13 protein-coding genes are annotated in these 16507 nt (G+C 39.9%); all 13 read left to right on the forward strand.

The window, feature by feature from the left end; translation table 11 throughout:
- Nucleotides 1-3: 3 nt before the first annotated feature.
- The 13 genes from atpA (at nt 4) to spoIID (ending at nt 16336) form a co-directional block, all read left to right on the forward strand.
- Nucleotides 4-1515, forward strand: coding sequence for a F0F1 ATP synthase subunit alpha (atpA, locus tag VIG73_RS05950; RefSeq protein WP_331639960.1), 1512 nt, complete (start codon nt 4-6; stop codon nt 1513-1515).
- A 114-nt stretch (nt 1516-1629) separates the two neighbouring features.
- Complete coding sequence (atpG, locus tag VIG73_RS05955) at nt 1630-2493, forward strand: ATP synthase F1 subunit gamma (RefSeq protein WP_331639962.1); 864 nt, start codon at nt 1630-1632, stop codon at nt 2491-2493.
- A 41-nt stretch (nt 2494-2534) separates the two neighbouring features.
- Entirely contained in the window at nt 2535-3950 is a 1416-nt protein-coding gene (gene atpD, locus VIG73_RS05960; protein WP_331639964.1) for a F0F1 ATP synthase subunit beta, read from the forward strand.
- 114 nt (nt 3951-4064) lie between these two features.
- Nucleotides 4065-4463: a F0F1 ATP synthase subunit epsilon gene (locus VIG73_RS05965; protein ID WP_331639966.1), complete on the forward strand. Its 399-nt coding sequence runs from the start codon at nt 4065-4067 to the stop codon at nt 4461-4463.
- Between the two features lie 282 nt (nt 4464-4745).
- Nucleotides 4746-4976 carry a DUF1146 family protein gene (locus VIG73_RS05970; protein WP_331639968.1) on the forward strand — a complete coding sequence of 77 codons (231 nt, stop codon included), beginning with the start codon at nt 4746-4748 and terminating at the stop codon, nt 4974-4976.
- Between the two features lie 434 nt (nt 4977-5410).
- The gene (murA, locus tag VIG73_RS05975) at nt 5411-6715 is read left to right on the forward strand and encodes a UDP-N-acetylglucosamine 1-carboxyvinyltransferase (protein WP_331639970.1); all 1305 of its coding nucleotides are present in this window, start codon (nt 5411-5413) and stop codon (nt 6713-6715) included.
- 1476 nt (nt 6716-8191) lie between these two features.
- Nucleotides 8192-9001 (forward strand): serine hydrolase, encoded by an 810-nt coding sequence (locus VIG73_RS05980; RefSeq protein WP_331639972.1) that lies wholly within the window; start codon nt 8192-8194, stop codon nt 8999-9001.
- 253 nt (nt 9002-9254) lie between these two features.
- The gene (locus VIG73_RS05985; protein ID WP_331639974.1) at nt 9255-10187 is read left to right on the forward strand and encodes an ABC transporter permease; all 933 of its coding nucleotides are present in this window, start codon (nt 9255-9257) and stop codon (nt 10185-10187) included.
- 25 nt (nt 10188-10212) lie between these two features.
- Nucleotides 10213-11139 carry an ABC transporter permease gene (locus VIG73_RS05990; protein ID WP_414648376.1) on the forward strand — a complete coding sequence of 309 codons (927 nt, stop codon included), beginning with the start codon at nt 10213-10215 and terminating at the stop codon, nt 11137-11139.
- An 8-nt stretch (nt 11140-11147) separates the two neighbouring features.
- A complete protein-coding gene (locus VIG73_RS05995; protein WP_331639979.1) occupies nt 11148-12164 on the forward strand; it encodes an ABC transporter ATP-binding protein in 1017 nt (338 codons plus the stop codon).
- Between the two features lie 18 nt (nt 12165-12182).
- Nucleotides 12183-13841 (forward strand): peptide ABC transporter substrate-binding protein, encoded by a 1659-nt coding sequence (locus VIG73_RS06000; protein WP_331639981.1) that lies wholly within the window; start codon nt 12183-12185, stop codon nt 13839-13841.
- 82 nt (nt 13842-13923) lie between these two features.
- On the forward strand, nt 13924-14961 hold the full coding sequence (locus VIG73_RS06005; protein ID WP_331639983.1) for an oligopeptide/dipeptide ABC transporter ATP-binding protein: 1038 nt from the start codon (nt 13924-13926) through the stop codon (nt 14959-14961).
- Nucleotides 14962-15274: 313 nt separating this feature from the next.
- Complete coding sequence (gene spoIID, locus VIG73_RS06010) at nt 15275-16336, forward strand: stage II sporulation protein D (RefSeq protein ID WP_331639985.1); 1062 nt, start codon at nt 15275-15277, stop codon at nt 16334-16336.
- The last annotated feature ends 171 nt before the right edge of the window (nt 16337-16507 follow it).

The raw sequence follows: 16507 nt of genomic DNA on the forward strand, positions 1-16507 counted from the left end.
GGTATGAGCATCAATGCTGAAGAAATTAGTACGTTAATCAAGCAACAAATCGAAAATTTCGATTCAAATATTGAAGTAAGCGATGTCGGAACAGTTATCGAAGTTGGTGACGGAATCGCGCGTGCTTACGGTCTAGATGATGTCATGGCCGGTGAGCTTGTTGAATTTTCTAACGGCACAATGGGTATGGCACAAAACCTTGAAGAATCTAACGTCGGTATCGTTATTCTTGGGCCATACACAGAAATTAAAGAAGGCGATGAAGTTCGTCGGACAGGCCGTATTATGCAAGTACCTGTTGGAGAGGAGTTATTAGGACGAGTCGTTAACCCACTCGGTCAACCGATCGATGGTCGTGGACCAATTGAAACAACAAAAACACGCCCAATCGAATCTCCAGCACCAGGAGTTATGGATCGTAAATCTGTTCATGAACCATTACAAACAGGGATTAAAGCGATTGACGCCCTTGTTCCAATCGGTCGTGGACAACGTGAATTAATTATCGGTGACCGTCAAACAGGAAAAACAACGGTCGCAGTTGACACAATTTTAAACCAGAAAGACCAAGACATGATCTGTATTTATGTCGCTATTGGTCAGAAAGATTCAACTGTTCGTGGTACAGTCGAAACATTACGCCGTTATGGTGCACTTGATTACACAATTGTTGTAAGTGCATCTGCATCTGACCCAGCACCATTATTATATCTCGCACCATATGCGGGTGTTTCAATGGGTGAAGAGTTCATGTATAACGGTAAACATGTACTTGTTGTATATGATGACTTATCAAAACAAGCGGCAGCATACCGTGAACTTTCCCTATTATTACGTCGTCCTCCAGGTCGTGAAGCTTTCCCTGGTGATGTCTTCTACTTACACTCACGTTTACTTGAACGTGCTGCGAAGTTAAGTGATGCTAAAGGCGGCGGTTCTTTAACAGCCTTACCATTTGTTGAAACACAAGCCGGAGATATCTCTGCTTATATTCCAACAAACGTTATTTCCATTACTGACGGACAGATTTTCTTACAATCTGACTTATTCTTCTCAGGTGTACGTCCTGCGATTAACGCTGGATTATCTGTGTCCCGTGTTGGTGGAGATGCGCAGATTAAAGCGATGAAGAAAGTTGCTGGTACATTGCGACTTGACTTAGCCGCATACCGTGAGCTTGAAGCATTCGCTCAGTTCGGTTCAGACCTTGATAAAGCAACACAAGCGAAATTGAATCGTGGAGCAAGAACAGTTGAAGTTCTAAAACAAGGCTTGCATAAACCATTAGCCGTCGAGAACCAAGTCATGATCATCTATGCATTAACAAATGGTTTCTTAGACGATATTCCAGTTGACGATATTCTACGTTTTGAAGCAGAATTTAACACATGGCTTGCACACAATCGCGAAGAATTACTCGCTAGCATCCGTGAGACAGGCCAATTACCAGATAAGAAAGATTTAAATGATGCAGTAGAATCATTTAAGAAAACTTTCTTGCCGTCTGAAAAATAATGCACGTCAGTTAAGATAAATAATCGAACGGTCTATGAAGGAAAGCAGCTTTTACTTTCCTTCAACTAAACCGTTACGGTGAACAGACTTCTGTTAGGAAGGATGGTGAACAGCTTGGCATCTTTAAGAGACATTAAACAACGGATTGATTCGACTGAAAAAACGCAGCATATAACAAAAGCGATGGAAATGGTTTCTGCTTCAAAAATGAGTAAAGCAGAAGAAAATGCGCGTTCATTCGTTCCATATAGCGAGAAGCTTCAAGAAGTTGTTGCACATATTGCTGCTAACACAGATGCAACACATCCAATGTTACAAAAACGTGATGTGAAAAAGACTGGTTATGTCATTGTGACATCAGATCGTGGATTAGCAGGTGCATACAATAGTAATATCTTGAGAGCTTTTCATCAAACCGTTGAAAAGCGTCACACATCAAAAGATGAATATGCAATCATTGCAATCGGTCGTGTTGGCTATGAGTTCTGTGCAAAACGTGATTTACCAGTTGTAAAAAGCATTCTTGGATTAGCCGATCAACCGAATTTTGCAGATATTAAAAAACTCGCGTCTGAAACAGTACAGATGTATACAGACGAAGAGATTGATGAGTTAGTTATTTTCTATAACCATTATGTGAGTGCTATTTCACAAGTGGTAACAACAAAAACATTGCTTCCAGTCACAGAAATGGAAGCAGGCGAAACGAGTTCAGTAGAAAGTCAATACGAATATGAACCAAGTGAAGAAGAAATTTTAAAAACGCTTTTACCTCAATACGCAGAAAGTCTTATTTATGGGGCACTATTAGATGGTAAAGCGAGTGAACATGCTGCGCGTATGACAGCGATGAAGAATGCTACAGATAATGCTGAAGAGCTTATTGGTGATTTAACATTAGCATATAACCGCGCACGCCAAGCAGGAATTACACAAGAAATTACCGAAATTATCGGTGGAGTAGCAGCATTAGAATAACTCCATAATCGATAGTTCTAAGTTCGTTAGGAGGGAAATGGATGAGTAAAGGACATGTTACTCAAGTCATGGGGCCTGTCGTTGACGTCAAATTTGACGACGATAAGCTACCTGAAATTTATAATGCATTGACTGTCCACTTTGATTCAAATAACGAAGGTGAAGATAAAAGGACACTAACTCTTGAAGTCGCACTTCACCTTGGAGATAATACTGTCCGCACCATTGCTATGGCATCCACTGATGGAGTTAAGCGTGGTATGCCGGTAACAGACGCTGGTAGCCCAATTTCTGTTCCTGTTGGTGATGTGACATTAGGTCGAATTTTTAACGTATTAGGTGAAAATATTGACCTTGATGAACCATTACCAGCAGATACAAGAAAAGACCCAATTCACCGTGAATCACCAAAATTTGAAGAGTTAACAACTGAAACAACTATTCTTGAAACAGGAATTAAAGTTGTTGACTTATTAGCACCATATATTAAAGGTGGAAAGATCGGACTATTCGGTGGTGCGGGTGTTGGTAAAACCGTTCTTATTCAGGAATTAATTAACAACATTGCTCAAGAACACGGTGGTATCTCTGTATTCGCTGGTGTTGGAGAGCGTACACGTGAAGGAAACGACCTTTATTTTGAAATGAAGGATTCCGGTGTTATCGAAAAAACAGCGATGGTTTTCGGTCAAATGAACGAACCACCTGGTGCACGTATGCGTGTTGCCCTAACAGGTCTAACAATGGCTGAGTATTTCCGTGATGAAGAAGGCCAAGACGTGCTCTTATTTATTGATAACATCTTCCGTTTCACACAGGCAGGTTCAGAGGTATCAGCTCTACTCGGCCGTATGCCTTCTGCGGTTGGTTATCAGCCAACACTTGCAACAGAGATGGGTCAATTGCAAGAACGTATTACATCTACAAACAAAGGTTCTGTTACATCAATCCAAGCGATTTATGTACCAGCGGATGACTATACGGACCCAGCTCCAGCAACAACTTTCGCACACTTAGACGCAACAACAAACCTTGATCGTAAACTTTCTGAGCAAGGTATTTATCCAGCGGTTGATCCACTTGAGTCTAGCTCACGTGCATTAGACCCTGAAATTGTTGGTGAAGAGCACTATGAAGTCGCAACAGCTGTTCAACGTACACTACAACGTTATCGTGAGCTTCAAGATATTATTGCCATCCTTGGTATGGACGAATTATCTGATGAAGATAAATTAACGGTTGCACGTGCACGTCGAATTCAGTTCTTCTTATCTCAGAATTTCCATGTTGCTGAACAGTTTACTGGTCAGCCAGGATCTTATGTACCGGTTAAAGAAACCGTTCAAGGATTCAAAGAAATTCTTGAAGGTAAATATGACCACTTACCAGAAGATGCATTCCGTCTCGTTGGTCGTATTGAAGAAGTTGTAGAAAAAGCAAAGCAAATGGAACAATAAGTTTTGATATAGGGCGGAAAGGCTAATTATTGGCCCATGATGGGAACCGATGACTGCCCCAGAAAGATGTTGTATCATCTTTCTGGACTCTTGCCTGTCTAAGGAGGGGTTTCATTGAAAACACTAGAAGTGAGTGTTGTTACTCCTGATGGCCCAGTTTTGGAAGACAATTTTGAAATGGTTGTCTGTAAAGCTGAAAATGGTGAAATCGGTATACTACCACAGCATATACCATTAGTGACACCACTCGATATAGGCGAAGTCCGTCTAAAAAGTGGCAACGATACCGAATTCGTCGCAGTAAATGGTGGCTTTCTCGAAGTGCGCCCAGATAAAGTTACAATCCTTGCTCAATCAGCAGAGAAAGCAGCAGATATTGATGTTGTTCGTGCTGAAAGAGCAAAAAAGCGTGCCGAAGACCGCCTTCAGTCCAAACAAGACCATGTTGATTTCCAAAGGGCTGAATTATCACTCAAACGAGCGATGAACAGATTACGAGTAGCTCAAAAATAATAACAGGACTCTCGCTTAATGCGGGAGTTCTTTTATTTTAATAATACATATAAAATCTATTATTCTTAAATTCATGACATTATTTGTCGGAAATAAATAATTTAAAATGTAATATTACCCGGGAAATATCGACAAAATAATTTAATACATATAAATCATCGACGGTTATTAATTATTCCTTCATCTTCTTTTGACAAGCATTCCTTAACACATTCTTTGACAAATGCATCGAGTAATGGCAAAGTACAATTATGTTATTACTAAAGGATAGGAGAAATAATAATGTTTTCAATCGGTCAAACAGCAATCATGAGTATGGTATCACATTTATTATTTATATTAATAACGTGGCGGGTTATGCAAGCAGTTAAATTTGATCCGCTCGTTCGTAAAGGACGTGTCTTTGAAGCACGAATTTTCCTCTTATTTATCGCCATAGCGATTGGTACTGCAGTAAGTCGCTTCTTTTTAGAGTTTTTACATTGGTCAGGAGATCTGATTTATTTATTTTAAACATATGTATTTACTTCATTCAGTTGTAACTAAAATGAAACCATTTTTGTATAGAAATTGTAGACAATTATGGTATATGATATGAATTATGACATTTATTTTAACGATTGTTTACAAATGTTCAAACAAAGCAAATTAGCTTGTCTGACAACCTTAAGTAATGCTATAATGAGACGTGATTGCTTTTTTATATGGAATAAACTAAATTCTGTTTAGCAAATGTTTATTTTAATTACATATGATTAAAAGGCTACCACTTTTCTAATAAAAAAAAGACTTAAATCAGTGTCGAAAAATGCTGTTCTACAGCGTTTTAAATTCGATTGTACGGGTAAGCTAAAAAAACTGAAATAAATGAATAAGTGTCATTGGAACACCTAACTTTAAATTTGAATATGATTATAGTGAAACTGGATCTGAAGGAGACTTGACATATGGAAAAAATCATTGTAAAAGGCGGAAAAGTATTAAATGGTACCGTCAAAGTAGAAGGGGCAAAAAACGCAGTACTACCTGTACTTGCAGCAAGCTTACTACCTAGTAAAGGAACAAGTATCATTCATGGGGTTCCTGTATTAGCTGATGTATATACAATAAATGAGGTTTTACGTAATTTACATGCAGATGTTACATTTGAAAATAATACGGTAACCGTAGATGCATCAAAACGGTTGCTTACAGAAGCGCCGTTCGAATATGTCCGACAAATGCGTGCATCTGTCCTTGTGCTCGGACCATTATTGTCACGCTATGGTCATGCAAAAGTGGCAATGCCTGGAGGTTGTGCCATTGGCTCACGTCCAATTGACTTGCATTTAAAAGGCTTTGAAGCAATGGGTGCCGAAATCCATGTTGGAAACGGCTATGTCGAAGCTAAAGTTGATGGGCGACTTAAAGGAGCTAAAATATATTTAGACATGCCGAGCGTTGGTGCAACAGAAAATATTATTATGGCAGCCGCATTGGCTGAAGGTCAAACCATTATTGAAAACTGTGCGAAAGAGCCAGAAATCATTGACCTGGCAAATTTCCTCAATAAAATGGGTGCCAAAATTGTTGGAGCTGGAACCGAAACGATACGCATTGATGGTGTAGAAGAACTACACGGTGCTGAACATACCGTTATTCCTGATCGTATCGAAGCCGGTACGTTTATGGTTGCAGCGGCAATCACTGGAGGAAATGTTTTTGTTGAGAATGCAATGAGTGAACACTTGCGTCCAGTTATCGCAAAGCTTCGCGAAATGGGTGTCACAGTTCATGAAAAAGATAATGGCATCCAAGTCATCGGTACAGGCCAACTTAAGGCAACAGATATCAAGACATTGCCATATCCAGGATTTCCAACAGATATGCAATCACAGATGATGGCATTAATGCTCTGTGCAGAGGGAACAAGTGTCATTACCGAAACCGTATTTGAAAATCGTTTTATGCACGTAGAAGAATTCAGACGCATGAACGCACAAATGAAAATAGAAGGCCGTAGTGTCATTATCGAAGGACCAAGTAAGCTCCAAGGAGCAGAAGTAGCGGCAACAGATCTTCGTGCAGCAGCAGCTTTAATTTTAGCAGGTCTCGCTGCCGAAAACTACACACGAGTAACAGAACTGAAGCATCTTGATCGCGGCTATGTTGATTTTGTAGAAAAACTGTCAGCGCTCGGTGCAGATATCGTCCGAGTAGATGATCGTAAAGTCGTCAAAGCTGTTACACCAAAAATCGTCGCAGAATCATAATAGAAGTGTTTTGTGGCACCATAAATGTGCTTTTTATGAAATCTGAAAAAATGCGCGTATGGCATTACAGTACAAGTAGATGCTTTTTAACCGAACTGAAAGTAGAATAAGGAAAGAGATAGGCAGAAGGGCTACCACAAATTGGTAAATTTAATTGTGGCAGCCCTTTTTGTGCTTCTTAGTTTCTTCGCTATGCCATGTCGTACACTCCCCACAGCTATTGGACTCTTGGACTAATATTAATATTTTGGTGAATCGTCAATGTATGCTCTCGTTCCCTGAAAACCTCGTGAGACACCGTATTGAGCGTTCAATAGATGCTCTCGCCCGCAGAAATCTTCATGAGACACCGCATTAAGCGTTCAATGCATGCTCTCGCCCGCAGAAATCTTCATGAGACACCGCATTAAGTGTTCAATGCATGCTCTCGCCCGCAGAAATTTTCATGAGACACCGCATTAAGTGTTCAATGCATGCTCTCGCGCACAGAGATCGTCGTGAGGCACCGCATTGAGCGTTCAATAGATGCTCTCGCCCGCAGAAATCTTCATGAGACACCGCATTAAGCGTTCAACGCATGCTCTCGCGCACAGAGATCTTCGTGAGGCACCGCATTAAGTGTTCAATGCATGCTCTCGCCCGCAGAAATCTTCATGAGACACCGCATTAAGCGTTCAATGCATGCTCTCGCGCACAGAAATCTTCGTGAGACACCGTATTGAGCGTTCAATAGATGCTCTCGCGCACAGAAATCTTCGTGAGGCACCGCATTGAGCGTTCAATAGATGCTCTCGCGCACAGAAATCTTCGTGAGACACCGCATTAAGCGTTCAATGCATGCTCTCGCGCACAGAGATCTTCGTGAGGCACCGCATTGAGCGTTCAATAGATGCTCTCGCGCACAGAGATCTTCGTGAGGCACCGCATTGAGCGTTCAATAGATGCTTTCGCCCGCAGAAATCTTCATGAGACACCGCATTAAGCGTTCAATAGATGCTCTCGCGTACAGAGATCTTCGTGAGGCACCGCATTGAGCGTTCAATAGATGCTCTCGCGTACAGAGATCTTCGTGAGACACCGCATTGAAGCTTCAATACAGCCTCTCGCCGTAGAAAGTCGCTATGAGACATCGCATTGAAGCTTCAATACAACCTCTCGCCGTAGAAAAACGCCATGAGACACCGCATTGAAGCTTCAATACAGCCTCTCGCCGTAGAAAATCGCCACGAGACACCGCATTGAGCGTTCAAAAGCGAAGTTCACTCAATTTTATAAGCGAATATTTCCAAAACATAACATAATAAAAACAATTCCCATTTTAAGCTTTATTTTTATTAAATTATATGGTATTATTGATAGAAAATTAGAAATCTTATTTAGGACAGGAAGTATTTTTTTAGAGTAATTATGAAACCGCTTACGAAAGATGCGGTTGTAACAGAAATACAAAACTCAAAGTTAATTAAGGGGAAAGCAATGAGAGCATTAACTCAACAAATCGAAAAAATCATCAAGGATTCTGATGGAGTGTGGGGCATCGTTCTTGAAGATTTACAAACGAAAGAAAAATGGACATACAATGAGCAGGAACAATTTCCAGCAGCAAGTATTATTAAACTGCCAATTATGGTCGCAGCATTTCAAGCGGCAGAAGATAAAATTATACGCCTAAGTGATACATATCAATTATTGCAAGATGACCTTGTTGGTGGGAGTGGTGTTTTGCAACATATGACACCAGGTACAAATATGACGATTAATGACTTGATTACACTCATGATTATCCAAAGTGATAACACAGCAACCAATATATTAATCGATCTGTTAAATATCAACTATATCCAGGAAACAATGAGACGAATGGAGATGAATCAAAGTGCGTGTTATAACAAATTAATGATAGTCCCTGTGAATCGCATTGGGACTAACCATTTAACAGCTCAGGATGTGTCACATTTACTAAAACAGCTTGCTCAAGGAGCACTCGTTTCCGAGCACGCCTGTGAACAAATGATTGAAATCATGAAAAAGCAGCAGATTAAAGATGGTTTTCGGGGCAAACTGCCATCGCCACAAGAAACAAATATAGTTGGTGCCATTCCGAAATGGCAACTTGCTAATAAAACAGGCAATATAACGAAAGTCCGTCACGATGTGGGAATATTTTATGTAGGGAACCGTCAACTAATCGCTACTGCTTTATCAAAGAATATGAATGACTTTACGGCAAAAACATATTTGATGGAAGTAGGAGAATCGATTTATCAATATCTGCAAAAAGTATAAGACCCGCACAGAATACAAAGCACGCATCATCATACGAAAGACAATGAGGCACAGCACCAATTTAGAGCCGAACAATTACATGTCAAAAACGGGTACGGCACCAATATAGAGCCAAAACCGAAAAGGCACTGCGCTAGGGATATCACACGATCACAATTCAAAACAAAAAATCATGCGTATCCCTAACAAACCAATTCGATTTCAAAAAACAACATACGCTCTAAAATTACGACATCATTAGGAGTGGGGAAATATGTTACGATACACGTTAAAACGATTGCTCATTATGCTCATCACCTTATGGATTATCGTTACTTTAACATTTGTACTGATGGTATCCATTCCAGGTTCACCATTTAACAGTGAACAATCGTCCAATGAAACGGTACAAGCAAACTTAGAAAAACATTATAACTTAGACCAACCGTACCATATTCAATATTTACTATACATAAAATCAATCGTGACTTTGGACTTTGGCCCTTCAATATCACAGCCAAATCAAACGGTCAATGATTTACTAGGTCGAGGCTTTCCGATTTCTTTTGAACTAGGAATCGTCACGATTTTTGTCGCTGTTATATCGGGAATTATCCTCGGCATTTTGGCCGCTTTAAGGCATAACGGAATCATCGACTATTTAGCAATGGGAATCGCTGTATTAGGGATATCGATTCCGAACTTTATTTTAGCAACATTACTTATCCAAAAACTAGCCGTTGAAAGGGAACTTCTACCCGTTGCAACTTGGGCAGGACCAGAATATATGGTTCTTCCAGTCATTGCTCTGGCAACAGGTCCAATGGCGATTATCGCACGATTAACACGATCAACCATGCTCGATGTTCTTACACAAGATTATATTAAAATGGCACGAGCCAAAGGGTTATCACCATGGAAAATAATCTTTAAACACGCGTTAAGAAATGCCCTCATGCCTGTTGTAACCATAATGGGGACATTATTAGCAGGTATTTTGACCGGTACATTTGTGATTGAAAAAATATTCGCCATCCCAGGTATGGGTAAATATTTCGTGGAAAGTATTAACCACCGTGACTATCCCGTCATAATGGGGACGACTGTCTTTTATAGTGCCTTTTTAATCGTTATGTTGTTCCTCGTTGACATCGTTTACGGCCTATTAGATCCACGAATTAAAGTACATCAGAAGGACGGTGAATAAAGTGAATCAAGCAAACAAACAAGCCATTACAACAAACAATATACCTGATTCTTGGTTTAAACCAGTCAAACAAGATAAAGCAAAAGCCGAAGCCGTCTCCAGACCATCATTATCATATTGGCAAGATACTTGGCGCCGTCTATTAAAAAATAAACTCGCGATGCTTGGATTAATTTTCCTTATTTTATTAGGCTTTATGGCCATCTTCGGTCCAATCTTTTCACCGTATGAAGTGAACCAAGCAGATTTACCAAATCAGTATCAACCACCATCAAAAAAACATTGGTTTGGAACAGATGCTTTAGGGCGTGATGTCTTCACTCGCACATGGTTTGGTGCGCGGATTTCCTTGTTTGTCGGTTTAATGGCAGCGCTCATCGATGTTGTCATCGGCATTGTCTACGGTGGTATTTCTGGATATAAAGGCGGTCGTACAGATAACATCATGATGCGTATTATTGAAATTCTATACGGCCTACCTTACTTATTAGTCGTTATCTTATTACTCGTCGTCTTAGGCCCAAGTTTAACAACGATTATTATCGCCTTAACTGTTACAGGCTGGGTCGGAATGGCGCGAATTGTAAGAGGTCAAGTCTTACAAATTAAAAACTATGAATTTGTGATGGCTTCACAATCGTATGGGACGAAGACATCTCGTATTATACGAAGACATTTATTACCAAATACAATGGGCCCCATCATCGTCCAAATGACACTCACAGTTCCATCAGCTATATTCGCCGAAGCCTTCCTTAGCTTTTTAGGATTAGGTATTCAAGCACCATATGCGAGCTGGGGTGTGATGGCAAACGATTCATTAGGTGCTATTCTATCAGGGAATTGGTGGACCTTATTTTTCCCAGCATTTTTCATATCATTTACAATGTTTGCATTTAATGTATTAGGGGATGGGCTACAAGACGCTCTTGATCCGAAATTAAGAAAGTAGGTGGCACCATGACGAAAACAGAAGATCCTATTCTAAAAGTAAACAACCTCCATGTCACCTTTTCAACTTATGGTGGTACTGTAAAAGCGGTGCGTGGTGTTGATTTTCATTTAAATAAAGGTGAAACATTAGCGATTGTTGGGGAATCAGGCTGTGGGAAAAGCGTCACCTCTAACGCAATCATGCGCTTAATCCCCAATCCACCTGGAAAAATAACAGCCGGTAATATTTATTTTAAAGGCGTTGATTTAACAAAGCTCTCAGAAAAAAAGATGCGCTCCATCCGTGGTGTTGATATATCGATGATTTTCCAAGACCCGATGACAGCGCTAAACCCAACGCTAACGATAGGGACACAGCTAACAGAAGGGTTACGCCAACATCAAAACATTTCAAAAGAAAAGGCAACTGAAAAAGCACTCGAAATGATGGAAATTGTCGGGATACCGAATCCAAAAGAACGTTTAAAACAGTATCCACACCAATTTAGTGGTGGGATGAGACAGCGTATCGTCATCGCAATGGCACTTATATGTGAACCAGAACTTCTCATTGCCGATGAACCGACGACAGCACTTGATGTTACGATTCAAGCGCAAATTCTTGAGTTGTTTGAAAAAATTCAAAAAGCAACAGGTGTATCGATTATATTAATTACCCATGACTTAGGTGTTGTTGCTAAAATAGCGGATCGCATTGCAGTCATGTACGCTGGTAAGATGATTGAAACCGGGGAAAAACGGGATATTTTTTATCACCCACAACACCCATATACGAAAGGGTTACTCCGTTCTGTGCCACGCCTCGATTTAGCAGGCGAAAAACTCGAACCAATTGATGGCACACCACCAGATTTATTCTCACCTCCAATTGGATGTCCGTTTGCAGCAAGATGTCCATATGCCATGGAGGTGTGTAATAAAGTATTTCCTGTTCAGACGAAGCGTACCGATTCACATACCGTGAATTGCTGGCTTCAAGATGAACGCGCAAAACCATTATTGGCTATGATGGCCAATGAATAAACAAAGGGGGAAATCATAATGAAGAAATGGGTACTTCTTTTATTAGCAGTTGTGTTGACTTTCGGTTTAGGAGCGTGTACAACAGCCACAGATTCTGGTGAACCAGATAAGCCAAAACAGACAGACGACGGTAAGAAAGATGATAACGAAGGAAAAAACGATGAACAAGGGGAAAAGGTACTCCGCTTGAACAACGGTACAGAACCGAAATCATTAGACCCGTCAATCGGGTTTGACTCGGTATCATGGACACCATTAAACAACTTAATGGAAGGATTAACACGCCTCGATGAAGATTCCCAACCTCAAGCCGCAACCGCTGAAAAATGGGATATCTCAGAAGATGGTAAAACATATACCTTCCATATTCGTGAAGATGCGAAATGGTCGAATGGTGACCCTGTTGTAGCGGAAGACTTTGCATTCGCATGGAAGCATATGTTAGATCCAGATACCGCATCACCAGCCGCATTCCTAGCTTACTTTATTGAAGGGGCTGAAGCGTATAACGATGGAAAAGGTTCAGCAGATGATGTGTTGGTAAGCGCGAAAGATGAGAAAACGTTAGAAGTTGTGTTAACAGCACCGACAGGGTTTTTCCTAGACTTATTAACGAATCCAGCCTTCTTCCCAATTAACCATAAAGTAGCCGAAGAAAATCCGAAGTGGCATGCTGAAGCAGATTCATTTGTATCAAATGGACCGTTCGCATTTGAATCATGGAAACATGAAGAAGAAATGGTCTTCGTAAAGAATGACCACTATTGGGATAAAGATGTTGTGAAACTAGATAAAATACATTGGGCAATGGTCAATGATGAAAATACACCATATCAAATGTTCGTTAGTGGTGAATTAGATGTCACTGGCATACCAGCAGAACTATCTGATGAACTCATTGGTGGGGATAATGTCTATATCGGTGACCAAGGTGGATTAGAATTTTACCGATTTAATATTGAAAAAGAGCCATTCCAAAACAAAAAAATTCGCCAAGCATTTGCATATGCTGTGAATCGTGATGAAATTGCTGAATTTGTTGTCAAAAATGGTGTCAAACCAGCTTATGGTTTTGTATCACCTGGGTTTACCGGTCCAGACGGAAAAGACTTCCGAGAAGGAAATGGTGATCTTGTGACATTTGATGCAGACAAAGCGAAGCAACTAATAGAAGAAGGTATGAAAGAAGAAGGATATGATGAATTACCAGAAATTACGTTAAGCTATAACACGAGTGATACAAACAAAGCGGTCGCTGAAACGGTCCAAAATATGCTCAGCGAACATTTGGACGTTGAAGTTAAACTAGAAAATCAAGAATGGAACGTCTTTTCAGAAGCACAGATGAATCTAGAGCTTCAATTTTCAAGAAGTTCATTTATCAATGACTATAGTGACCCAGTCAACTTCCTAGAAAGCTTTATAACCGACTCATACATGAACCGGACAGGTTTTTCTAGCAAAGAATACGATGAACTCATCCAAAAAGGAAAAACAGAAGCCGATGAAGAAAAGCGTTGGAAGTATTTACATGAAGCAGAAAAAATGCTTGCTGACGAAATGATCGCCATGCCAATTCGTTACTATAACATCGTCGCATTAGAAGCCGATGGTGTCACAGGGCTTATCCGTCATCCAGTGGGCTATCTTGACTTAAAATATGCTGATAAAAATTAATACGCAAAACAAGGGATTGTCTTACTTTTGACAATCTCCTTGTTTTCATTTTATAGAAATATAAACAGAATAGGTGAATAATATGTCCGATTACATACATCGAGAAAAAATTTTACAAGTCAATCATGTAAAAAAATACTTCCCAATGGACCGAGGCAAACTATTAAAAGCCGTTGATGATATCACATTCCATGTATATAAAGGAGAAACATTTGGCTTAGTCGGTGAATCAGGTTGTGGTAAATCAACAATCGGCCGAACGATTATGGGGTTATACAACAAAACTGCAGGTCATGTCATGTTTAAAGGAAAAAATGTGCATGCATTAAATGAACGGGAAAAATTAACACTGTATAGTGAAATGCAAATGATTTTCCAAGATCCATACGCATCACTCAATCCTCGGTTAACCGTACGAGAAATCATTTCAGAACCGATGGAAGTACATCAAATGTATAAGGATAAACGCAAACAAAACGAACGGGTGGATCAACTACTTGAAGAAGTCGGTTTAAACCGCAATCATGCTAATCGCTATCCCCATGAATTTAGTGGCGGACAACGCCAACGCATCGGGATTGCCCGCGCTTTAGCATTAGACCCTGAATTTATTATTGCTGATGAACCGATTTCCGCCTTAGATGTATCCGTACAAGCCCAGGTCGTTAATCTCCTTAAAAACTTACAAACGGAAAAAGGGCTCACATTTCTGTTTATCGCACATGACTTGTCGATGGTTAAACATATCTCAGACCGTATTGGTGTGATGTATCTCGGTCATCTTGTCGAATTAACCGAAAGCCATACATTATATGATGACCCATTACATCCGTATACAAAAGCACTCTTATCAGCCATTCCAATACCAGACCCAGACATTGAAGAAAAACGCGAACGCATCATCCTTGAGGGTGAATTACCGAGTCCGATTGACCCACCAAGTGGATGTGTATTTCGTACGCGTTGCCCTGTTGCGATGGATATTTGCGCTCAAAAAGCACCGACTTGGCAAGAAGCTAAACCGAATCATTTTGTCGCTTGTCATTTATATAATGAAAATGGACCTAAAGTAAAGATTCAGGGACAGACAGGTAACGATAAGGATTTTAGCGTTGTCTGATAAAACTTCGCTTAAATCGTGCTTTACTTGTTATGATTAAGCAGAGTTGATGATTTTTTTTAATAGAATATATGTTGAGGCGCTGATTAGATAATGTTGACTAATCAGGCGTCTTTTTTTGTGCCAATTAAAGGGTAATGCCATTACATACCTCAATAACAACAGACAGTTAAGTTTTAGAAATCATCTATATGGAAGAGACGAATTCCAAGAAAATTGTTCTATTAAATGTCCTATCTGTATACATTAAATAGTAAAGATAATAGAGCTACTACCATACTGAATGAAAAATCGAAACAAGGAGGAGAACAAATTGAAACAATGGTCACCAAAAAAGTCGAAAAAGATTCGTAGTCTACGTCCGAAGCCAAATCGTTTATTTACATTCATGCCTGTTCTTGCGTTTTTATGTATTATTGCCATCGTGCTCATCATCCCTACAATCATTGTCATACCATCACAATCAAAAGAGCAAGTGACACCTGCTAAAGAAGATATTGAGATAAAACCAATAAAAAATAGTGAAGCAGACGCCATCACCGTTTCTGTCATGCGTAAACAGACTAAAGATATTGAGAATATCCCGTTAGAAACATATGTCTCACATGTCGTCGCGAGTGAAATGCCCGCAGAATTTGAACTCGAAGCACTAAAAGCTCAGTCACTCACCGCAAGAACATATGTCGTTAATCAAATGTTACATAACCAATCAGAAGCGGATGTAACCGATACGACATCGGACCAAGTGTTTCAAGATGAAACAGAACTAAGGGAGAGATGGGGTGACACCTATCATGAAAAAATGAGTAAAATTAATGAAGCTGTTCAAGCAACGCGAGGAAAAATTTTAACTTATAATGAAACACCTATTTTTCCAGCCTATTTTTCCACAAGTAACGGCTACACCGAGAATTCAGAAGACTACTGGGATAATAAACTTCCATATTTGAGAAGTGTTAAAAGTCCATGGGATAAAGACTCCCCCAAATTTTTAGACCAAAAAACAATCTCAATTCAAGAAGTATCGCGTTTATTAGATATTCCTTTACAACTGGGAACACCCCTCCCGATTACAGTAACCCGAACAAAGAGCCAACGTGTAAAAAACTTGAAAATCGGCGAAAAAACATTGACTGGTCGCGATGTTCGTGAACGACTCGACTTACGATCCAATGATTTCACCGTTACGCAAAAAGGCGACTATCTCATTTTTAAAACAAAAGGATTCGGGCATGGGGTCGGTATGAGTCAATACGGTGCAAATGGGATGGCAAAGGAAGGCAAAACCTATGATGAGATAGTCAAATATTACTATAAGGATGTCGAAATCAGTTCCATCGATGAATCTGCCCCGGCACTCTTAACGAAGAAGTAAATAGCCTACATTAGATATGCTTATTCTAGTAATCGCGCAATTTTGCATCTGAGATTGTGCGATTTTTTCTTTGAACCGTTCACTTCTTCACGTGACAGATGGAGCCGTTAATTTCCAATCTATATATCTACTTCTATAGTCCTAGTACAAAAACACCTTTATTTCGAATCA

Source organism: Cerasibacillus sp. (genome assembly GCF_036516575.1).
GTDB lineage: Bacteria > Bacillota > Bacilli > Bacillales > Amphibacillaceae > Cerasibacillus.